Origin of the sequence: Kitasatospora purpeofusca (assembly GCF_034043715.1) — a bacterium.
Lineage (GTDB): Bacteria > Actinomycetota > Actinomycetes > Streptomycetales > Streptomycetaceae > Kitasatospora > Kitasatospora purpeofusca_A.
Window position 1 is genome coordinate 1 of the sequence record NZ_JAXCLC010000016.1, and the last position, 21,317, is coordinate 21,317.

At 74.8% G+C, this 21,317-nt stretch carries 17 protein-coding genes; 12 read left to right on the top strand and 5 right to left on the bottom strand.

Annotated features, from left to right (window positions below):
* Positions 1 to 547 precede the first annotated feature (547 nt).
* From SM793_RS11045 to SM793_RS11065, 5 genes are all read left to right on the top strand, one after another.
* The gene (locus tag SM793_RS11045) at positions 548 to 751 is read left to right on the top strand and encodes a cold-shock protein (RefSeq protein WP_030289665.1); all 204 of its coding nucleotides are present in this window, start codon (positions 548 to 550) and stop codon (positions 749 to 751) included.
* 450 nt (positions 752 to 1,201) lie between these two features.
* Positions 1,202 to 2,824 carry a chaperonin GroEL gene (groL, locus tag SM793_RS11050; protein WP_320437925.1) on the top strand — a complete coding sequence of 541 codons (1,623 nt, stop codon included), beginning with the start codon at positions 1,202 to 1,204 and terminating at the stop codon, positions 2,822 to 2,824.
* 175 nt (positions 2,825 to 2,999) lie between these two features.
* A complete protein-coding gene (locus SM793_RS11055) occupies positions 3,000 to 3,356 on the top strand; it encodes a hypothetical protein (protein WP_320437926.1) in 357 nt (118 codons plus the stop codon).
* Positions 3,357 to 3,507: 151 nt separating this feature from the next.
* Positions 3,508 to 4,254: an ABC transporter ATP-binding protein gene (locus tag SM793_RS11060; protein ID WP_320437927.1), complete on the top strand. Its 747-nt coding sequence runs from the start codon at positions 3,508 to 3,510 to the stop codon at positions 4,252 to 4,254.
* Entirely contained in the window at positions 4,251 to 7,013 is a 2,763-nt protein-coding gene (locus SM793_RS11065; protein ID WP_320437928.1) for an ABC transporter permease, read from the top strand. The genes SM793_RS11060 and SM793_RS11065 overlap by 4 nt, the downstream gene beginning before the upstream one ends.
* A gap of 82 nt (positions 7,014 to 7,095) precedes the next feature.
* On the opposite strand, the gene SM793_RS11070 is transcribed toward SM793_RS11065, so the two are convergent.
* Complete coding sequence (locus SM793_RS11070) at positions 7,096 to 7,815, bottom strand: hypothetical protein (RefSeq protein WP_320437929.1); 720 nt, start codon at positions 7,813 to 7,815, stop codon at positions 7,096 to 7,098.
* A gap of 80 nt (positions 7,816 to 7,895) precedes the next feature.
* On the opposite strand from SM793_RS11070, the gene SM793_RS11075 reads away from it, so the two are divergent.
* From SM793_RS11075 to SM793_RS11085, 3 genes are all read left to right on the top strand, one after another.
* Complete coding sequence (locus SM793_RS11075; RefSeq protein ID WP_320437930.1) at positions 7,896 to 8,303, top strand: PadR family transcriptional regulator; 408 nt, start codon at positions 7,896 to 7,898, stop codon at positions 8,301 to 8,303.
* Positions 8,300 to 9,265: a hypothetical protein gene (locus SM793_RS11080; protein ID WP_320437931.1), complete on the top strand. Its 966-nt coding sequence runs from the start codon at positions 8,300 to 8,302 to the stop codon at positions 9,263 to 9,265. Before SM793_RS11075 ends, SM793_RS11080 begins: the two co-directional genes overlap by 4 nt.
* Positions 9,266 to 9,494: 229 nt before the next feature.
* Positions 9,495 to 10,181 carry a copper homeostasis protein CutC gene (locus tag SM793_RS11085; RefSeq protein ID WP_053645572.1) on the top strand — a complete coding sequence of 229 codons (687 nt, stop codon included), beginning with the start codon at positions 9,495 to 9,497 and terminating at the stop codon, positions 10,179 to 10,181.
* A 79-nt stretch (positions 10,182 to 10,260) separates the two neighbouring features.
* Here the strand turns inward: SM793_RS11085 and SM793_RS11090 are convergent, their stop codons facing one another.
* Positions 10,261 to 12,312: an AAA family ATPase gene (locus SM793_RS11090; RefSeq protein WP_320437932.1), complete on the bottom strand. Its 2,052-nt coding sequence runs from the start codon at positions 12,310 to 12,312 to the stop codon at positions 10,261 to 10,263.
* Positions 12,313 to 12,603: 291 nt separating this feature from the next.
* Here SM793_RS11090 and SM793_RS11095 point away from each other — a divergent pair, with 291 nt between their 5' ends.
* Positions 12,604 to 12,765 (top strand): hypothetical protein, encoded by a 162-nt coding sequence (locus SM793_RS11095; protein ID WP_320437933.1) that lies wholly within the window; start codon positions 12,604 to 12,606, stop codon positions 12,763 to 12,765.
* Between the two features lie 81 nt (positions 12,766 to 12,846).
* Here SM793_RS11095 and SM793_RS11100 read toward each other — a convergent pair whose 3' ends face one another.
* Together SM793_RS11100 and SM793_RS11105 are read right to left on the bottom strand one after the other, a co-directional pair.
* Positions 12,847 to 14,484: a DNA repair helicase XPB gene (locus SM793_RS11100; protein WP_320437934.1), complete on the bottom strand. Its 1,638-nt coding sequence runs from the start codon at positions 14,482 to 14,484 to the stop codon at positions 12,847 to 12,849.
* 114 nt (positions 14,485 to 14,598) lie between these two features.
* Positions 14,599 to 15,003: a hypothetical protein gene (locus SM793_RS11105; RefSeq protein ID WP_320437935.1), complete on the bottom strand. Its 405-nt coding sequence runs from the start codon at positions 15,001 to 15,003 to the stop codon at positions 14,599 to 14,601.
* A gap of 128 nt (positions 15,004 to 15,131) precedes the next feature.
* Here SM793_RS11105 and SM793_RS11110 point away from each other — a divergent pair, with 128 nt between their 5' ends.
* Complete coding sequence (locus SM793_RS11110) at positions 15,132 to 15,395, top strand: hypothetical protein (RefSeq protein WP_320437936.1); 264 nt, start codon at positions 15,132 to 15,134, stop codon at positions 15,393 to 15,395.
* Between the two features lie 9 nt (positions 15,396 to 15,404).
* Here the strand turns inward: SM793_RS11110 and SM793_RS11115 are convergent, their stop codons facing one another.
* Complete coding sequence (locus tag SM793_RS11115; RefSeq protein ID WP_320437937.1) at positions 15,405 to 17,909, bottom strand: helicase C-terminal domain-containing protein; 2,505 nt, start codon at positions 17,907 to 17,909, stop codon at positions 15,405 to 15,407.
* Between the two features lie 369 nt (positions 17,910 to 18,278).
* Between SM793_RS11115 and SM793_RS11120 the strand changes: the two genes are divergently transcribed.
* Positions 18,279 to 19,313 (top strand): hypothetical protein, encoded by a 1,035-nt coding sequence (locus SM793_RS11120; protein WP_320437938.1) that lies wholly within the window; start codon positions 18,279 to 18,281, stop codon positions 19,311 to 19,313.
* Between the two features lie 168 nt (positions 19,314 to 19,481).
* Entirely contained in the window at positions 19,482 to 21,194 is a 1,713-nt protein-coding gene (locus SM793_RS11125) for an alkaline phosphatase D family protein (RefSeq protein WP_320437939.1), read from the top strand.
* The last annotated feature ends 123 nt before the right edge of the window (positions 21,195 to 21,317 follow it).

The following is a 21,317-nucleotide window of genomic DNA, read 5'->3' on the forward strand; positions in this document are numbered from 1 at the left end:
CCGCGGGCCGGCCGCCCCCGGCCGGCCCCGCCCCCCCACGGCCGTGCGCATTTTGGCGGGAATATCTTCGGTCCCGGGCGGAGTAAAGTGTCGCTGGACCGGGAACAGGGCGCGCCCGCCGCCCTGGTCCGGGAACGAATCCACCGCACCGCCAGCGCCGCCGGCTCCTGCCCGGCGAGAGCCCGGACGGGCCCGGAACCTGAATACATGTCAGGCCGGTGTCAGAATTCTGGCGGGGATTTCAGGTAATACGTCCGCTATGTCCGGCGGAGAATGCATTACTTTATCCCGATTGCTCCCGTCCTGTCCTGCGGTGCCGCGGGTGAATTCCCCGCCATTGACCCTGTTGCAGAGGGCGTCGATCCGGATACATTCAGCCGCGGTCGACGCAATCGCCCGTTCGCCGGATGCCGTTCGGCGTCATCGGGAGGATTGCGGCGTGCGCGGCTGTGCCCAGGGGGGGTTCCCCGGGCCGGCCTCCAACCAGACCCGGGCCCGCAGACCTGCGGGCGCGTGAAGGGCCAGCACAGCACTAGGGGAGTTCGGAATGGCTCAGGGCACCGTCAAGTGGTTCAACGCGGAGAAGGGTTACGGCTTCATCGCGGTCGACGGTGGTGCGGACGTCTTCGTCCACTACAGCGCGATCCAGATGGACGGCTACCGCACCCTTGAGGAGGGCCAGCGGGTCGAGTTCGAGATCTCTCAGGGGCAGAAGGGTCCGCAGGCGGACATGGTCCGCGCGGCGGTCTGACCTTTCCGACACCCGGGAGTTCTGCTCGGCCCATCGGCTGGTGCACCTCTTGATTCTCACGGCGGGCCCGTGCGACCTCGGTCGTACGGGCCCGCCGCCGTGTCCGGCGCCCCGTGTCCGCCGCCGTGTCCGGCGCCCCGGGGCCGTGTCCGGGTCGGCCGCGGAGATCCCGGCGCGGTCGGGATCCGGGCCGCTCGGAGGCGGTCCGGGGCGCCCCCGGGCGGGTGCGCGGGGCGGGCGGCGCGGCTCGCGGATTGCCCGATTGGGCTTGCACTCACCCACCCGGAGTGCTAATCATTGGCGTTAGCACTCACAGCTTGAGAGTGACAGCGGACCGGGTCGGTGAGGCCCCAGGGAGCGGTAGGGGAATGGACCCCCGCACACCAGGGCCGTCCGTCGCGGGCACCCCTTGGTCCGAGCAGTCGACCGTGTCCCGGAGGACCACTTCAGATGGCTAAGATCATCGCCTTTGATGAGGAAGCTCGCCGCGGCCTTGAGCGTGGCATGAACCAGCTTGCTGACGCAGTGAAGGTCACGCTCGGCCCCAAGGGTCGCAACGTCGTTCTGGAGAAGAAGTGGGGCGCCCCCACGATCACCAACGACGGTGTCTCCATCGCCAAGGAGATCGAGCTCGAGGACCCGTACGAGAAGATCGGCGCGGAGCTCGTCAAGGAGGTCGCCAAGAAGACCGACGACGTCGCGGGTGACGGCACCACCACCGCCACCGTGCTCGCCCAGGCGCTCGTGCGCGAGGGTCTGCGCAACGTCGCCGCCGGCGCCAACCCGATGGCCCTGAAGCGCGGCATCGAGAAGGCCGTCGCCGCCGTCTCCGACCAGCTCCTGGCCCAGGCCAAGGACGTGGAGACCAAGGAGCAGATCGCCTCCACCGCCTCCATCTCGGCCGCCGACACCCAGATCGGCGAGCTCATCGCCGAGGCCATGGACAAGGTCGGCAAGGAAGGCGTCATCACCGTCGAGGAGAGCAACACCTTCGGTCTGGAGCTCGAGCTCACCGAGGGTATGCGCTTCGACAAGGGCTACATCTCGGCCTACTTCGCCACCGACCTGGAGCGTATGGAGACCTCGTTCGAGGACCCCTACATCCTGATCGCCAACTCCAAGATCGGCGCGGTCAAGGACCTGCTGCCGCTGCTGGAGAAGGTCATGCAGAGCGGCAAGCCGCTCGTCATCATCGCCGAGGACGTCGAGGGCGAGGCCCTGTCGACCCTGGTCGTGAACAAGATCCGCGGCACCTTCAAGTCCGTCGCCGTCAAGGCCCCGGGCTTCGGCGACCGCCGCAAGGCCATGCTCCAGGACATCGCCATCCTCACCGGCGGCACCGTGATCTCCGAGGAGGTCGGCCTCAAGCTGGAGAGCGCCGGCGTCGACCTGCTGGGCAGCGCCCGCAAGGTGGTCATCACCAAGGACGAGACCACCATCGTCGACGGTGGCGGTGACAGCGAGCAGGTCGCCGGCCGGGTGAACCAGATCCGCGCCGAGATCGAGAACAGCGACTCGGACTACGACCGCGAGAAGCTCCAGGAGCGCCTCGCCAAGCTGGCCGGCGGCGTGGCCGTCATCAAGGCCGGCGCGGCCACCGAGGTGGAGCTCAAGGAGCGCAAGCACCGCATCGAGGACGCCGTCCGCAACGCGAAGGCCGCTGTCGAGGAGGGCATCGTCGCCGGTGGTGGCGTCGCGCTGCTGCAGGCCTCGGTCGTCTTCGACAAGCTGGAGCTGGAGGGCGACGAGGCCACCGGTGCCAACATCGTCAAGGTCGCGCTGGAGGCCCCGATCAAGCAGATCGCGACCAACGCCGGCCTCGAGGGTGGCGTCGTGGTGGAGAAGGTGCGCAACCTCCCCGCCGGTCACGGTCTGAACGCCGCCACCAACGAGTACGTCGACCTGGTCGCCGCGGGCATCATCGACCCGGCCAAGGTCACCCGCTCCGCGCTGCAGAACGCCGCCTCCATCGCGGCGCTGTTCCTCACCACCGAGGCCGTCATCGCCGACAAGCCGGAGAAGGCCTCCGCGGCCGCCGGCGGCGGCATGCCGGGCGGTGACATGGACTTCTGATCCTGATCGTTTCGATCGGATCGGCAGGTCTTTCGTCCGCGAGGGCGGTTCCCCGACGGGGAGCCGCCCTCGCGGCGTTTCCCGGGGCCGCTCCCCGGGCCTCTCCTCGGGACGTGCCCCGGGGTGGGGGTTCGCGGGTTCCCGGTCGCCGGGCGTTCTTTGGGAGACTGGACGGATGGCTACGACAGACGACATCGAGACGGCGCTGCACACCGCGCGGGCGCTGATCCTGGCCGACCTGACCGCGCGGGAGGCCGCCGACCCCGCCGTGGTGTCCCTGGTGGAGCAGGCCGTGACGCACCGGCGCTGGTGGCTGGAGCAGTGGCCGGACGGCGCCGAGTACGTGCTGGGCCTGGTCGCCCAGGACGTCCAGGACGCGCTGCTGGAGAGCCACGGCCGCTGGCCGCTGTGCGCCGACTGCGCGGCCGACGGCGACCCGCACGCGCTGGGCGTGGAACCGGAGCTGGGGCCGGAGCCGCACTGGGTGTGCGGCAAGCGCGGCGCCGTCGTGGCGGCGGTGGGCGGGCTGTAGCCGCCGATGCTTCCTCCTCCGTTCCGCCGTCGCACCTCCGGGTGCGGCGGCGGTTTTTTTGTGCCGATGGGACCCGCTGGACTGTATATGCAGTCCACCGACATATATAGTCCGTCCGAGTCCTTCTTTTCGGCAATGAGTGGGGAGAACCATGTCCCAGCCCGATCCGGCCCGTCCGGTCCTCGAACTGCGCGCTGTCACCCGGACGCACGGGCACGGCGAGGCCGAGGTGCATGCCCTGCGCGGCGTCGACCTGGCCGTGCACGCCGGCGAGTTCGTCGCCGTCATGGGGCCCTCCGGCTCCGGCAAGTCCACCCTGCTCACGCTGGCCGGCGGCCTCGACCGGCCCAGCGCCGGGCAGGTGCTGGTCGAGGGCGTCGAGCTGAGCGGGCTGAACCGCACCCGGCTGGCCGCCGTGCGCCGCCGCTCGGTCGGCTACGTCTTCCAGGACTACAACCTCGTCCCGGCGCTGACCGCGGCCGAGAACGTCTCCCTGCCCCGGGAGCTCGACGGGGTGTCCGGTCGGACCGCCCGCCGGGAGGCCCTGACCGCCCTGCGCGAGATGGGCATCCCCGACCTGGCCGACCGCTTCCCCGAGCAGCTCTCCGGCGGCCAGCAGCAGCGCGTCGCGATCGCCCGGGCCCTGGTCGGCGACCGCCGGCTCGTCCTGGCCGACGAGCCCACCGGCGCGCTCGACTCCGCCACCGGCGAGGCCGTGCTGGCCGTGCTGCGGGCCCGCTGCGACGCCGGCGCCGCGGCCATGATGGTCACCCACGACGCCCGCCACGCCGTCTGGGCCGACCGCGTGGTCGTCCTGAACGACGGCGGCGTCGTCGACGGGGGCGTCGGGCAGGCCGCGCACCCGCTGCTCGCCGGTGGGAACGGCGGACGGCGATGAAGCTCTCCGCCCTGCGCGTCGCGCTGCGCATCGCCCGCCGCGACGCCCTGAAGGCCAAGGGCCGCAGCGCCCTCGTGATCGCCATGGTCGCGCTGCCGGTGCTCGGTGTCACCGGCGCCGACATCGTGCACCAGAGCGGTTCGCTCACCCCCGCGGAGCGGGTCGAGCGCCTGATGGGCGGGGCGGACGCCCTGGTCTCCGCCCACCGCCCGGGCCGCTCCGTCGAGCAGGCGCCCTTCGCCGAGGACGGCGTCCTGGTGCTGCCGGAGGCCCGGACCGACCCCGCCTCCGCCCCCGCGGCCGCCGCGGCGGCGACCTCGGCCGAACTGCTGGGCGGGCTGCTGCCGTCCGCCTCGGTGCTGCTGCCGGCCACGCCCGGGCCCGAGGTGAGCGCCTCGACCCGGGAGGGCCTGTTCACCACCTCCACCGCCGAGGCCGATCTGACCGATCCGGTCTGGTCGGGACGGCTCGACCTGGTCGAGGGCCGCGCGCCGGCCGCGCGCAACGAGGCCGCCGTCACCCGGGCCTTCCTCGACGAGGCCGGACTGCGGCTCGGCGACTCCACCACGGTCAAGGGACTGGAGCAGACCCCGTTCCTGCTGACCGGTGTGGTCGAGCACCCCGGTGAGCTCAAGAAGGTCGAACTGGTCGCCCGGCCCGGTCAGGTGATCTCCCCGCTGGCCGCCGCGGCCGCCGCCGCTCCGGACGCTCCGGGCGGACCGGTCGCCGCGGGCCGGGACGAGGGCGTCCGCACCGAGCGCTGGCTGGTCCGGCTGCCCGCCGGCACCGGACTCGACTGGGCCGCCGTCCAGAAGCTCAACCGGTACGGCTTCACCGTGAGCTCCCGGGCGGTCGCCCTCGACCCGCCGCCGACCTCGGCCGTCCCCTACGACGCCAACCGGTGGAGCACCCCCGAGAGCGACAACCGGACCGTCATCCTGGTCACCGTGATCGGCATGGCGCTGCTGGAGGTCACCCTGCTGGCCGGACCGGCCTTCGCGGTCGGCGCCCGGCGCTCCCGGCGGCAGCTGGCCCTCGTCGGCGCCGCCGGCGGCCACCGGGGCCACATCCGCGCCATCGTGCTCGGCGGCGGACTGGTGCTCGGACTGGCCGGAGCCGCCCTCGGGGTGGCGCTCGGCACCGGCCTGGTCGCCGCGCTGCGGCCCTGGCTGGAAGGGGCGGGCGGCAGCCGCTTCGGCCACTTCGCGATCGCGCCGCTCGACCTGCTGGCGATCGCCGCCGTGGGAGTGCTGACCGCGCTCGCCGCCGCCGTGCTGCCCGCGGTCCAGGCGGCCCGCCGGGACGTGGTGGCCGGTCTGACCGGCCGCGACACCGTGGCCACGCCCAGCCGCCTGCTGCCGGTCCTCGGCCTGCTGCTGGTCGGCGCCGGTGCGGCGGTGGCGCTGTACGGCGCCGGGACCTACCAGAGCGGCACCATGCCGGTGCTCGGCGGGCTCAACAAGCGGGCGCTCTCGGTGCTCGCCGGCGCGGCCACCGCCGAGGTCGGCATCCTGTTCTTCACCCCGATGCTGATCGCCCTCTTCGGCCGGCTCGCCGGCCGGCTGCCGCTCGGCCCCCGGCTCGCCCTGCGCGACTCGGCCCGCCACCGCGGCCGGACCGCGCCGGCCGTGGCCGCCGTGATGGCCGCCGTCGCCGGAGCCGTCGCCGTCGGCGTCTACAGCACCGGCACCGAGGCCCAGGAGCGGGCCTCCTACCGGCCGGCGGCCCCGCTGGGCGCCGTCGTGCTCGACGCCCCGGCGGCTCCGGGCAGCCCCCAGACGGTCCGGCTGCGCCGCGCCGTCGAGCAGGCCCTGCCGGACCTGGGCGCCCGCGCCGACGTCCAGGACGTGACCTACGTGTTCTGCGACAACTGCTCCAGCAGGGTGCAGGTCAAGGGGTCCGGTGCGCGCCTGGAGCACGGCAACGCCGGGAGCCGGGCGCTGTCCGGTGACAAGACGGTCCTGCACAACCTGTTCGGCGTCCGCGACCGGGCGGCCGAGGAGGCCCTGGCCGCGGGCCGGGCGGTGGTCTTCGACCGCGCCTACGTGAACGACGGCCGGGCGACGCTGACGATGCAGGGCGCCGCCGGCGGACCGGTCCAGCCCGGACAGGTGCCGGGAACGGAGCGGATCGAGGTCACCGTCGAGGCGGTCCTGGTGGAGAACCCCGACGCGGCCCGGTACGGCGCGGTGCTGATGGGCCCGGAGGCCGTGCGCAAGGCCGGACTCACGCCCAGCCCCAACGGATCGGTCTGGCGTCCCGACCTCGCGCCCGACCGCAAGGCGCAGCAGCGCGCCGAGGCGGCCGTGGCCCAGCTCGCCCCGTACGCCCAGCTGGCGGTGGAGCGCGGCTACCAGCCGAAGGGGGACATGAACACCCTCGCGCTCGGCGGGTTCGCCGTGGTGGTGGTGCTCGGCGCCGCGGCCGTGGCCACCGGGCTGGCCGCCGCCGACTCGCGCAACGACCGGGCCACGCTGGCCGCGGTGGGTGCGCCGCCGCGGATGAACCGGATCCAGGCCGGGCTGCAGTGCACGCTGATCGCGGGCATCGGCGCGGTGCTGGGCACGGTGAGCGGGTTCGTGCCCGCGCTGGGGCTGCTGCGGTCGCACGCGTCCGGGCAGCTCGGCGCGCCGGCGGTGCCGTTCGCCGCGCCCTGGGGGCTGCTGGTGCTGATCACGGTGGTGCTGCCGGTGGTGGCTGGGTTGGGGGCGGCCGCTTTCAGCCGGGGCCGGCTGCCGCTGGCGCGGCGGGCGGGCTGACGGCCCGCTGAGGCCGGGCTGACGGTGGGCCCGTACCGGTGGTCGGTCACCGGTACGGGCCCGCGGGCGCCTTCGGGCGCCGTCAGCCGCTTGCGCCCGGTGCCTCAGGCCCGGTGGGGTCGGTGTGTTCGGCGGGCCCGGTTTGTTCGGTGGGCCCGGTGAGCTCGGCGAGCTCGGCGGCGAGGTTGGCCCGGGCGGGGGCGTCGAAGCGCCGGTGCGCGGTGGTCGTGCGGTACAGCGCGGGCAGCGCGAGCAACTGGCGCAGCACCGCCGCGCGCCCGGCGCGGAAGTCCGGCCCGGGCACGAAGGCGTACTCCTCCCGGACGGCCGCCGCGTACGCCGCGTAGGCAGCCGGCGCGCCGCCGAGCACCGCGAGGTCGGCGTCGCACAGCACCTCGCCGTCGCGGTCGCCGGGCTCGGGGTGGTGGGTGACGGTCAGCCGGACCAGCCGGGCGACCTCCGCGACCCGGGCCGCCGGGAGCCCGCTCCCGCCGAGCGCCCGGACGGCCAGGGCGGCGCTGCGCTCCTCGTTCTCGGAGCGGTCCGGCCGGTACACGGCGTCGTGGAACCAGGCGGCGAGCCGGACGGCGTCCGGGTCGTCGGCGTGCTCGGCGAGCGTGTCGATGTGGCCCAGCACCGCGCGCAGGTGGTCGACGGTGTGGTACCGGCGCTGCGGCTCGGACCAGCGGCGCAGCAGCTCCAGCCCGGCAGGTCCGGGGTCGGTGGCCGCGCCGCAGCGGTGCAGCAGGGCGGTCCAGGCGGTGAGGAGGTCCTCGGTGGCGGGGGCGTCGGCTTCCGGCATGGCGCCATTCTGCTGGGCCGGGCCGCGGCGCCAAAGATTCCGCTGGACATGATATGTCGACGAAAGGTATATGTAGCTCCATGACTGAACGGGCGATGCAAGAGCCGACGCTGCTCCTGCTCACCGCGCTGGCCGACGCCCCACGGCACGGCTACGCGCTGATCCAGGAGATCTCCGCGATCTCGGACGGCCGGGTGACGATGCGCACCGGCACCCTGTACGGCGCGCTGGACCGGCTGCTGCAGCAGGGGCTGATCGAGGTCGCGGCCGAGGAGATCGTCGACGGCCGGGCCCGGCGCACCTACGCCCTCACCGAGGGCGGGCGCGGTGCGCTCACCACCGAGGCGCAGCGGCTGAGCGCCGTCGCCGAGGAGGCCCAGAGGCGGCTGGCCGCCGTCCGCGAGCCGACCGCCCGGCCGGCCGCCGTCCGTCCCGTGGCCGGGGGCGGCAAGCTCGCGTTCTTCAAGGTCAGGGAGGCATTTGCATGACGATCCAGTTCTTCCCGGGGGCGACGGACCCGGTGGCGTTCCGGGCCGCGCTCCGGCTCTACCCGGCCCGCTACCGGCGTGAGCGCGGCGACGAGATGTCCGCCGTCTTCGCCGACTCCACGGCCGAGGGCGGCAAGCTCGCCACCGCGCGCGAGGTGCTCGACCTCGGGGCGTACGGGCTGCGGATGCGCACCGGCCTGACCTCCTCGTCCACCGCCGGGCGGCTGTTCGCGCTGGCGGCGCCGCTGATCGCCGGCGCGGTCGCGGGGCTGGGGGTGACCCGGGTGCTGCACGACGCGACCGGCCGGGCCCCGGACTGGATGTGGGAGATGCCGGACCGGGCCGCGCAGGTCCCCTTCCACGCCTGGTACTACGGCGCGCTGCTGGTGCCGCTGCTGCTGGTCGGCGCGGTGCTGACCGGCCGGTGGCGGCTCGCCCGGACGGCGGCCGTCGCGCTGGCGGCCGTGGGGGCGCTGGGGGTGGCGCTGGCGGTGCTGGCCGAGCCCGACTTCTGGCTGATGTTCAACAAGTCCTGCGAGGCGACCCCGCAGCTGTTCGCCGGACTGCTGTTCGCGTTCGCGCCCCAGGAACTGCTGCGGCGGCGGCCGACCTGGAGCGACCGGGCGATGGTGCTGGCCGCGGCCGCGGGCGGCGGGCTGCTCCTGGTGGCGGAGGACTTCTACAGCTCCTGGGTGCTGACGGACGGAAGGGCGGGCGCGGCGCTGGTGCTCGTCCCGCTGCTGGCGCTGCTCTTCGTGGCGCGCGACCGGCTGGTCCCGGCCGCGATGGGGCTGGCGGTGCTGCCGCTGACCCTGATGTTCAGCCTGTTCCGGATCTGGCAGTCGATCGGCGGGGTCTGGCGGCTGATGCCGGTGGTGGGCCTGGTCCTGGTGGCGATGATGGTGGCCGGTGGGCTGCTGCACCGCGATACCGGGGCGGGAGGTCGCCGGAGCCTCGCCTGAGCGGGGACGGCCGGGGCCTCGCCGCTCCGAACGGCCGGACGACCGGGGTGCGGGCCCGGGCCGTCCGGCCGTTCCGCGTTTTCGGGGTGTGCCGTTCCGGGTCCTCCCGGGCGCGCTGTTCCGCGTTTTCCGGGGCGTGCCGTCCGCGCTTTCCGGGGCGTGCGCGTGGTCCGGCCAAGTGGGCGCACGGGGCTCGCCGGGGCCGGGGCGATGTGGCACTCTGTGTAATATGTCTAGACCAATTTTCGAAGTCATCGCGCTGACGCCCCAGGATGCCCAGGCCGCCGAGTCGGGCGGCGCCGACCGGCTCGAACTGGTCACCGACATGGCCGCCGACGGCCTCACCCCCGGGGTGGAGGACTTCGCCAAGATCCGGGCCGCCGTCGACCTCCCGCTCCGGGTGATGCTCCGGATCCGGGACGGCTTCGCCCCCGGCGACCTGGACGCGCTGCGCGACCGCGCCGCCGCGCTCCGGGCCGAGGGCGCCGACGAGTTCGTCCTCGGCTTCCTCGACGCCGACGGCGCGGTCGACCTGGCCGCCACCGAGGCCGTCGCCGAGGCGATCGCCGGCTGCCGCTGGACCTTCCACCGGGCGATCGACCACAGCGCCGACCGGGCCGCCGTCCGGGCCGCCGTCGGCGCGCTGCCCGGGCTGGACACCTTCCTCACCTCCGGCGCGGCCGGCGGCGTGGACGCGGGGCTCGACGTCCTGCTGGCCGAGCTGGCCCGGGCCGGCGAGCCCGGCTACACCCAGCGGATCCTGATCGGCGGCGGTCTGCGGGCCGAGCACCTGCCGGGGCTGCGCGGAGCGGGCTTCGACGCCTTCCACGTCGGCGGCGCGGTGCGGGTCGACGGCTGGCAGTCGCCGGTGGACGTCGCCAAGGTCGCCGAGTGGCGGGCACTGATCGACGGCTGAGCAGTGGCCGGGCGACGGGCGGGGCGCCGGCCGGGCGGTTGCCGCCGCCCCGCCGCCGCCCCGCCGTCGCCCGTCGGGCTCAACCCAGCTGCGCGGGCAGCGGCTCGGCGTGCAGCACCTCCAGGCCGGAGACCGCACGGGTCAGCGCCACGTACAGCCGCCGCAGCCCGGTCCGCTCGTCCGGCTCGCCGGCGACCACCGCGGCCGGCTCGTCCAGCACCACGTAGTCGTACTCCAGACCCTTCGCCAGTGAGGCCGGCACGAGGGTCAGTCGGGCCTCCGCGCTGGTCTCGGCGCCCGGGGCGAGGTGCGGCAGCCCGGCCGCCGTCAGCGCCTCGGACAGCAGCGGGACCCTCGCGTCGGCGGCGATCAGACCGGTCGAACCCTCCTTGCCGAGCGCCCGCAGGCAGGCCTCGACCACGGCCCCGGTCCGCTCCTCCGGGTCGACCCGGCGGACCGTCAGCGAGCCCGGGGCGTCACGGACCGAACCGGCCGGCGCCAGACCCGGGGCGATCGACGGCAGCAGCCGGGAAGCGTACGCGATGACCTCCTCCGGCACCCGGAAGCCCTTGGTCAGCTCCTCGATGTGCGCGGCCGGCTTGCCCAGGTGGTGCAGCGCCTCCGGCCAGCTCGCCGTCGCCCAGGGGGTGGTGCCCTGGGCGAGGTCGCCGAGCACGGTCGCCGAGCCGGTGCTGCAGCGGCGGCCGACCGCGCGGTACTGCATCGGGGAGAGGTCCTGCGCCTCGTCCAGCACCACGTGCCCGAGCGAGGCGGTACGCCGCACCAGGTCCGTCGCCTCGTCGACCAGCACCGCGTCGGCGGAGGTCCAGCGGGCGGTCCGCACCGAACGGCCCGGCCGGGGCCACAGCACGGCGGCCTGCTCCTCGGCCGTCAGCACGCCCTCCGCGCACCCGGCCAGGAACTCCGGGTCGGACAGCAGCCGCAGCACCAGCTTGGCCGGGTCGACCGGGGGCCAGCACTGCTTGACCGTCGCCTTCACGGCGGCGTTGCGGGCCACCGCGTCCTGCACCCGGTCGTCCGGGGCCTCGCCGGACTGCTCCATCTTCAACAGCACGGCGTGCGCGATGCGCTGCGGCAGCGCCTCCGCCGCCGCGCCGTAGCGGGTCTCCCGGCCCTTCAACTCCTCGATGATCTCCGTCAGTTCGTGGACCTGGACGCGCCAGCGGCGGGAGCCGCGGACCACCACGCAGGGCTCGGTGGGCAGGGCGATGCCGGAGCGCACCGCCCGCCGCAGCACCTCGGCCATCCGGGCGTCGCCCTTCAACCGGGCCGCCTCGGGGGAGTCCTCGCCGCGCACCTCGACATGCCCGACCAACTGCTGCACGGTCGCCTGGGCGACCTCCAGCTCGCCGAGCGCGGGCAGCACCTGCTCGATGTAGGAGAGGAAGGCGTTGTTCGGGCCGATCACCAGGGTGCCGGTGCGGGCCAGCCGCTCCCGGTGCGCGTACAGCAGGTACGCCACCCGGTGCAGGCCGACGGCGGTCTTCCCGGTGCCGGGCGCGCCCTGGACGCAGAGGGTGCCGGAGATGTCGGCGCGGACGATCTCGTCCTGCTCCGGCTGGATGGTGGCCACGATGTCGCGCATCGGGCCGACGCGCGGCTTCTCGATCTCGGCGGCCAGCAGGGCGGAGGCGGTGTCGCCCTCGGCCGGATCGGTGAGGTGCTCGTCCTCGTACGCGGTCAGCTCGCCGCCGGTGTAGCCGAAGCGGCGGCGGCGCTCGACGTCCATCGGGGCGGTGCGGCTGGCCCGGTAGAACGGCTGGGAAACCGGCGCGCGCCAGTCGATCACCATCGGGTCGCCGTGGGCGTCGTGCACGTGCCGGCGGCCGATGTAGAAGCTGTCCCCGCCGGAGCCCTCGCTCAGTTCCTCGCCGATGGCGTGCAGGTAGTCGAGCCGGCCGAAGAACAGCGGGGTGTGGGAGAGGTCGGCCAGGGCGGCGATCCGGGCCTCGATCTGCTTCTGCAGCACGACGGCGGTGACCCAGGTGCCGGTCACGTCGCGGATGTCCAGGGACTCGACGTCCTCGCGCATCGAGCGCAGGGCGGACCTGGACGCGGCCAGGTGGTCCCGCTCGCGCTGCAGGGGGTCGGTGGTGGGGGTGGCGGGCACAGCGAACCTTCCCGGCTGCCCCCGGAAACCGGGCACAGCGGATCGTAGGAGCTCACAGTGGATACAGCCGACCGGTTGCCGTGCGGTCGGCACCTCCCCCGGCTGCCCGCGCGACTACAGCGGGTACCACGGTTCGGGAGGGGGCAGACGGACGATCCTAGCCGCGTCGGCCTCGGGGATCCAGCCCTGACGGACTCGGGGCCTTCGTACTCCGCGAGGACGACCTCCGTCCCGTCGGGTACGGCCTTCGGGGTGATGGCGGCGGCCGTTCGGGTGCCTACCGTGGAATGCATGAGCACATCGCAGCACCGCACCCGCACCGCCCCGTCCGGCGCCACCGCCGCCAACGGCCGCCGCCGCAACCCCCTCGCCACCACCGTCCGCAACGTCGGCATCGCCCTGGACACCGCCGCGCGCGTGATCCTCCTCGGCCGCGACGGCGTCCGCTACTGAGCGCACCGCCCTACTGAGCGCACCGCCCTGCCGGGCTTTCCGCGTAACGGGCCCTCGCGCGCCGGGCCCCCGCGCCGCCCGCTACAGCACGTCGTCCGCGTCGATGATGCGGTAGGCGTAGCCCTGTTCGGCGAGGAAGCGCTGGCGGTGGGCCGCGAAGTCCTGGTCGACGGTGTCCCGGGCGACCACGGAGTAGAAGTGGGCGGAGTGGCCGTCCGCCTTGGGGCGCAGGACCCGGCCGAGGCGCTGGGCCTCCTCCTGCCGGGAGCCGAAGGTCCCGGAGACCTGGATGGCGACGGTCGCCTCCGGCAGGTCGATCGAGAAGTTGGCCACCTTGGAGACGACGAGGACGCCGATCTCCTTGTTGCGGAAGGCCTCGAACAGCTTCTCGCGCTGGGCGTTGCTGGTCTCGCCCTTGATCACCGGGGCGTCCAGGACCTCGCCGAGCTCGTCGAGCTGGTCGATGTACTGGCCGATGATCAGCGTCTGGTCCTTCTCGTGCTTCTTGACCAGCGCCTCCACCACCCGGCGCTTGGTCGCCGTGGTGGCGCAGAACCGGTAGCGCTCCTCCGGCTCGGCGGTGGCGTAGGAGAGCCGCTCGGAGTCGGTGAGGGTGACCCGGACCTCGCAGCAGTCGGCGGGCGCGATGTAGCCCTGGGCCTCGATCTCCTTCCACGGCGCGTCGAAGCGCTTCGGACCGATGAGGCTGAACACGTCGCCCTCGCGGCCGTCCTCGCGCACCAGGGTGGCGGTCAGGCCGAGCCGGCGGCGGGCCTGGAGGTCGGCGGTGAACTTGAACACCGGGGCCGGCAGCAGGTGGACCTCGTCGTAGACGACCAGGCCCCAGTTGCGCGCGTCGAACAGCTCCAGGTGGGCGTAGACGCCCTTCCGCTTGGTGGTCATCACCTGGTAGGTCGCGATGGTGACCGGGCGGATCTCCTTCCTGGTGCCGCTGTACTCGCCGATCTCCTCCTCGGTCAGCGAGGTCCGCTTGACCAGCTCGTGCTTCCACTGGCGGGCCGAGACGGTGTTGGTGACCAGGATCAGCGTGGTCGACTTGGCGTGCGCCATGGCCGCCGCGCCGACCAGGGTCTTGCCGGCGCCGCAGGGCAGCACGACCACGCCCGAGCCGCCGTGCCAGAACCCCTCGACCGCCTGCGCCTGGTAGGGGCGCAGGCTCCAGCCGTCCTCGTCCAGCTCGATGGGGTGCGCCTCGCCGTCCACGTAGCCGGCGAAGTCCTCGGCGGGCCAGCCGAGCTTGAGCAGCACCTGCTTGATCTGGCCGCGCTCGGACGGATGCACGACCACGGTGTCCGGGTCGACCCGGTCGCCGACCAGCGGCACGATCTTCTTGGAGCGCAGCACCTCCTCCAGCACCGGGCGGTCGGTGGTGCTCAGCACCAGGCCGTGGGTGGGGTGCTTGGTCAGCCGCAGCCGCCCGTACCTGGCCATCGTGTCGGCCACGTCGACCAGCAGCGCGTGCGGCACCGGGTAGCGGGAGTAGGTCACCAGGGCGTCGACGACCTGCTCGGCGTCATGGCCCGCGGCCCGCGCGTTCCACAGCCCGAGCGGTGTCACCCGGTACGTGTGCACGTGCTCCGGCGCCCGCTCCAGCTCGGCGAAGGGCGCGATGACCCGCCGGCACTCGGCGGCCCTGGGGTGGTCGATCTCCAGGAGAAGAGTTTTGTCGCTCTGGACGATGAGCGGTCCGTCGTTCACGCGGGGAAGCCCTCCACTGGCTGACAGGTCTGTCGGGACCGCAGATCCTGCGGTACACCGACCCTCCAGTGTCGCGCATCCGGCCGGGTGGCCGGGACCGCCCTCGGCGAGCGGCTACTTCCACTCGTAGTAGGCGCCGGTGGACTTGCCGTCCGGGGTGGCCTCGTACTCGAAGACGCCGACGATGTGGTTGAGGCGGTCGAGCTGCGACGAGGCGGTGGAGAAGAAGAGGGCGCCGCGCCAGCTGGTGCCGCCGCCCTCGGTGAAGTGGCCGATGCCGTGGGCGCGCCAGGTGACGCTCTGGCCGTCGGCCGTCATGTCGACGCCCTGGCCCTCGCCGCGCAGACTGCCGTCGGCGCGCAGTTCCGACTCGTAGGTGCCGAAGCCCTTGACGGCGGTGCCGTAGTAGCTGCCGTCGGCCTCGAACGAGACCTCGACCACGACGTGGCCGTCCCCGGCGTCGAGGACGCGGCGGCCGGTGTCCCGGTTGTCGTTCCGGCCGATGAGATCGCCGAGCATGATGACTCCTCTCGTCACCCCCGTGTTCCGGACTACGCCGGTGGGGACGGGGCGTCAACCGGTGGCACGGCCCGTGCGGCCGGGGACGCGGGGGGTGACCGTGGCGGGAGTGGCTCGTTGATCCGCGTATGAACAAGTCGAAGCGTGTCCTCACCGCTCTCGCCCTGGCCGGTACGGCCTTCGCCGCCACCGCCTCCTCGGCCGGCTCCGCGCACGCCGTCGCGGGTGTCGGCGAGGGGCCCGGCGGGCTGTTGGCGGCGCCCGGGTTCCTGCTCGCGGACCTGGCCGGGGCGAACTCCGTGATGCCGGTCGGGCAGGGCGACCTCGCGGCCATGGCCGACAAGGCGATGAAGGAGAAGCAGGCCGAGCAGGCGGCCCAGCAGGGCCACTGAGCCGGCGGGTCACTCGTCGAGTTCGGCGACTCCGGTGATCCGGTGCAGCGCGAAGGTGCGCAGCTCGCCGTCGTGGTGGTCGAAGGCGGTGACGTAGCCGCCCTCGACCTTCACCGGGTCGACGATCCGCTGGCTGGCGAGGCCCTCCGCGTTGAGATAGCCGATCCACATCCGCTCGCCGAGCAGCACCGCCGTCTGCAGGGTCGCCAGGGTCTCGGCGGCGGCGGTGCGCGGCAGCCGGCGCCCGGACGCGGCGGCGGGCTCGCGGCGGACGGCCGTGGCGGCCCGGTCACCGGCCCGGATCGCCTTGACGGCGGCGGCGAGCAGGGTGTCGTCCGGGGTCGGCGGGCCGTCCGGGACGGGCACCGGCGCCGCCCGGGGCGGGGTGCGGTGGCTGTCCGGGCGGGTGATCAGCACATCGCCCTCGGCGGACTCGGCGGCCGGCGCGTACCCCATCGAGCGCAGCGTGCCGAGCACGACGTCCGGCGCGGCCTGGGCGGCCAGCACGGTCGGCGCGAGCAGCCGCAGCCGCAGGTCGGCGGAGCGGCGGTCGGCCAGGATCTCGTTCAGCAGGGACGGGTCGTCGCAGCGCAGGTAGGACGAGGCGGCGCCGACCCGCAGCAGGCCGTGCCGACGGGCCACGTCGTCGATCAGGTAGCCGAGCGGCTGCGGGAGCGGCGTGCGGGAGTGCTGGTCCAGGAAGGCCCGCAGGTCGGCGGCGCTGCGCCCGGCGTCGAGGGCGCGCCGGACCGACTCCGGGGTGAAGCGGTAGACGGTCGCGCCGCCCTTGGACTCGATGTCGGCGCAGAGCGCGAGCGCCTGGGCGAGCGGAGTGAGCAGCGGGCCGGGCGCGATCGCGGTGAGGTCCGGCTGGAGGATCACGTGGTCGAGCGGCTGGGGCAGCAGCGGGGCGAGCACGGTGGCGGGATCGGCCTCGGCGGTGAGCAGCGCGCGGGCGGGGGCGGCGAGGGCGCCGCGGCCGGTGACGCCGAGGAGTTCGGCCTCGGCCAGGGTCCAGCCGACCAGGTGTTCGCGCAGGTCGCGGCCGTCGGGGTCGGTCGGCCCGCCGCGCAGCGGGCGCTGCCAGCGCAGGGTGGGCAGGAGGTCGGCGGGAGTCGCCGCGGTGCCGGGCGGGAGTTCGGCGAGCAGGGCCAGGGCGGCACGGCGGACCGACGGGGCGAGGGTGCGGTCCAGGTCGGGGCCGAGCGCGGCGCGCTGCTTGCCCTTGCCGTCGGCGGTGCCGGCCAGGGCCGGGACGCGGGTCGTGGCGAGCCAGGCGCGGGCGAGCACGGTCCAGCGTCCGGCGGTGTCCAGGCGCAGCCACTCGTCGAACCCGGGTGTCGGCGCCCAGTGCTCGTCGACCTCGCCGTCCGGGGCCAACAGGCCGGACACGTGGGCGAGTTCGAGCCAGAACGCGGTGATCTGCTCGGTGCTCTCCAGGGCCTGGGCGGTGCGCTTGAGATCGCGCACCCCGAGGCCGCCGGCGCGCAGGGTGGTCGGCGGGGTGAGGCCCCAGAGCTCCAGCAGCTCCTCGACGGTCCGGACGGCGGCGTGTGCCTGCCCGGCGGCCGCGCCGTCCACCGTCCCGGGATCGCGCGGGGCGGCGGTGGGCGCGGGCTCGGGCTGGAGCGGTTCGACGACGCGGTGCGAGCGTCCGCCGCGCAGGTGCAGGGCGAGTTCGCGGGGCAGCACGACGCTGCCCGGGCTGGTGGGCAGCAGCAGGCCCCGGGCCAGCAGCCATTCGACCGGGCTCTGGGCGTCCTGCGCGGTGACCGGGCGGGTGGCGTCCGGGACGGTGCCGGTGGGCGGTCCCCAGACCAGCCGGTCGAGCAGTCGCAGCGCGGCCTCGGGGGCGGTGGCGAGCAGGGCCTCGCAGCGGGCGCGGTCGCCGAGCAGGTCGGTGAACGCGGCGACGGCGGTGACCGGGTCGGGCGTCGCGGGCTGCCCGGCGGAGGCGAGCAGTTGCTGGAGCCGGGCCGGGGACATGCCGGCGCTCGCCTCGGCGAAGGTCGGGCCGAGGCCGGTGCGGCCGGGGTTGGCGGCGGTCGGCGCGAGCGCCTCGCGGGCCGCGATGACCAGGCGCAGACCGTTGTCGGGACCCCAGAGCAGGGCCCGGTCGCGGAGGGTGGCCAGGGCGCGGGGCAGCGCGGCCGCGACGGCGGCGCGGTCGGCGGCGCTCAGCGGGGTGGCCTCGGGGTGCGGCTTCACCTTGGCCGGTCCGGTCAGCAGGGTGCGCACGGCGGCCGGCGAGGAGGCGTCGGGGAGCGCGGCCAGGGCCTCGGCGGTCTGCAGGGTGAAGCGGTCCAGGCGCTCCAGCGCGCGCAGGGCGGAGGCGCGGGAGGAGAGCCGGGCGGTGAGCTGGGTGAGGTCGCCGGGCACGGGGTTGAGCAGGTCGGGCCGGGACCGGAGCAGGGCGACCAGGTCGTCGTCGGGCCGGGCGCGCAGCTCCTCGGCGAGGGTGCGGGCGCCCGCGGGGGACTTGGCCTGGCGCTGTGGGCCCTGCTGTGTGGTCATTCGACCTAGGTTAGTCGGGCGGCGGCGGGGCGGGAGGGCCCCGGCGCCGGTGGATCCGGGGGCGTCGGCGGGTACCGCGGGGGCGGCCGGGTGGCGTTCCGGCTCGCGTGGCGGGGCGGCGGGTGGGTACCGTCACGGTCGGCGGGGCTGACGCCGCGTCCGGGGACGGGTGGCGGGTCCGGTTCGGGGCGGCGATCGGTACGGGCGGTCGGTACCGGCCATCGGTACGGGCAACGGGTACGGGCAACGGGTACGGGCGAGGCGGGGTGCGTGGGGATGTCGGACGGCGAGTGGTGGCGCAAGCAGGGGCCCTGGAGTGAGCCGCCGGGGGGTGTCGGGGCCACCGGTGGAACTGGCGACGGGGACAGCGTGTACGCGGGGGAGCCGGCGCCCGCCGTCCCGCCGCGCCCCCAGGAGCCGCCGCGTCCCGCCGGGCCGCCGTCCGGCGGGTCGGACGGCGGGACGTCCGGCGGGTCGTCCGGGTCGCCGGTCGCGTTCCTGCCGCCTCCTACGCGTTCCGGCCGGGACCAGGGCCGGGACCGGGGCCGGGACCGTGGTGCTGACCGGGGCGCGGACCAGGGCCGGGGCGCGGACCGGGCCGGCGGCTCGCCGTGGACGGCGAAGCCGGTCGAGGACGCCCCCGCCGACCCGGAGGCGCTGCCGCCGGCCTACCGCGCCGTGAGCACGGGCGACTGGGACTACGTGACCATCGACTTCGGGGACGGCCCGCTCGCCTCCAACCGTCCGATCCCGGAGCAGCGGACCGCCGCCGACGCCGGTTCGGCGCCAGGGGCGGGCGGGGACGCGGCCGAGGGCGACCCGGCGGCGCCGGACGCGGGGGACGCGGCGCCGACGGAGGGCGGGGCGGCCGGGAAGGGCGGCCGGAAGGGCAGGGCCAAGGGCAGCGGGAAGGAGCCGGCCGGGAAGAGAACGGGCGGGAAGAAGGCCCCGGCCCGGGGGAAGAACGGTCCCGCCGGGGCGGGCCCCGCCGGGGGCGCGCCCGCCGCGAAGGGCGGTCCGGCCAAGGCCCCCGGCGGGCGGCGCCCCTCGCTCCTGCTGCTGCTCTCCGCCGCGGTGCTGGTCGGCGGCGCCGTCACCGGCCAGCTGATCGCCATGCTGATCGGCTGGGCGCTGGGCTACCTGTCCCGCCAGCTGTCCGACTTCACGCGGAAGCTGGCGGTGTTCGGGATCCCGCTGATGGTGATCAGCGGCAGCTCGCTCTTCTACTGGGGCCGCGCGCAGGGCCGCTGGGGTGTGGCCCCGCCGCCGGGCGAGCAGGGCTCCCACACGATGTGGGAGGCCGCGCCCGGGGTGCTGCGGGTGGCGGCGGTGCTGTCGGCCGTCTTCCTGCTCCTGATGTCCCTGCGCCGGAAGGGCGGCGGAGCGGCGGGAGCCGGCCAGTAGCGACGGTCGGCCGGACCGCTGCCGGGCCGCTGTCGCCGGGTCAACTCCGTTGGCCGGAGCGGTGAAAGGGCGAAGACGTCGTCTGCTGTTCACGGGGCGCTCCATCCCCGTCTGATGGAATTGCCGGCCGTGGTGTCACCCGTGCGCAACAGCTGCAGGAGGTCTCCCGTGCCGTCGTCCCCGTCCCCGCTGCCGTCCCCGTCGTCCCCGCCGCCCAGCCCCTCGTCCCCGCTGTCCCAGGTGTTCCCGGTGCCGTCGCCGTCCGCCCCCGGGCGGCCCCGGGCCGCCGCGATCGGCCGCCGCGGCCTGCTGGTCGGCGCGGCCGTCGCCGTGGGCGCCCAGGCGCTCAACATCCGTACGGCGCACGCGGAACCGATCCGCCGGGACCCGTTCCTGCTCGGTGTGGCCAGCGGCGACCCGCTGCCGGACGCCGTGGTCCTGTGGACCAGGCTGGTCGCCGACCCCTTCGACGCCGCCGCCATGGGCCCCCGCTCGGTGCCGGTGGCCTGGGAGGTCGCGGCGGACCCGGGCTTCCGCCGGGTTGTCCGGCGCGGCGTCGCCACCGCCGAGGCCGGCCGCGGGCACAGCGTGCACGTCGACGTGCGCGGGCTCCAGCCCGGCCGCGACTACTGGTACCGCTTCCGCGCGGGCAGCCGGCTGAGCCCGTCCGGCCGCACCCGCACCGCCCCCGCGGCCGGCGCCCACCCCGGCCGGCTCCGCCTCGGTGTGGTGAACTGCCAGGACTGGCAGAACGGTTACTGGCCCGCGTACACCGCCCTGGCCGCCGAGGACCTCGACGCCGTCGTGCACCTCGGCGACTACATCTACGAGACCGACCCGCACAGCCAGTACCCGGACCGCCTGCACACCACCCCCGAGACCCCCGGGCTCGGCCAGCTCCTCACCCTGGCCGACTACCGGGCCAGGCACGCGCTGTACAAGACCGACCCCGCCCTCCAGGGCGCGCACGCAGCCTTCCCCTGGATCGTCACCTGGGACGACCACGAGGTCGAGAACAACTACGCCGGCCTGGTCGACGAGGTCGACGACACCGGCGCCCGCCACCAGGACACCGCCGCCCTCGCCCGCGAGCGCGCCGCCGCCTACCAGGCCTACTACGAGCACATGCCGCTGCGGAACCCGTACCGCACCGGCTCGCCGGACTACCGCCTGTACCGCCGCTTCGACTTCGGCGACCTGCTGCGCCTCAACGTGCTCGACACCCGCCAGTACCGCACCGACCAACCGGGCGGCCACTCCCAGGACTTCGGCCCCGCCGCGGACGGCCTGGGCAACACCGCCGGCACCCTGACCGGCGCCGAGCAGGAGCAGTGGCTGCGCCGCGGCCTGTCCGGCTCCCGGGCGCGCTGGAACGTCATCGCCCAGCAGGTGATGATGAGCCGGATCCGCTTCCCCAACTTCCTCGACCCGGCCCACCCGCTGCCTCCGCTCGCCAACCTCGACCAGTGGGACGGCTACGACCCGGCCCGCACCCGGCTGCTGCGCTTCCTGCGGGACGCGGCGGTGGCCAACCCCGTGGTGCTGGCCGGTGACATCCACTCCTCCTGGTTCAGTGACCTGCGGATCGACCCCGACGACCTCGCGGCCGCGCCGGTCGCGGTCGAGTTCACGGCGACCAGCGTCAGTTCGGACTTCCCGGTCGCGTTCGACGCGCCGCTCAAGGCGCTCAACCCCACGCTCAACCCGCACGTCCGGTACTTCGACGGCCTGCGCCACGGCTATCTGCGCCTGGACGTGGACCGCGAGCGGTGGCTGACGGACGCCCGGACGGTCGACAGCATCGCCGTCCGGGAGTCGCCGGTGCGGACCTCCGCCTCCTGGGCGGTGGCGGCCGGCGAGCCGGGCCTCGTCCCGGCCTGACGATGCGCCGCCCGGCCGGGCGTCGTTCCGGTCGGTCGACGGTCCGGTCGGGCGGTGGTCCGCTCGGGCGGGTGGTCCAGTCGGGCGGTGGCCACGGGAGCGGTCGGGCGCGATCAACCGGCT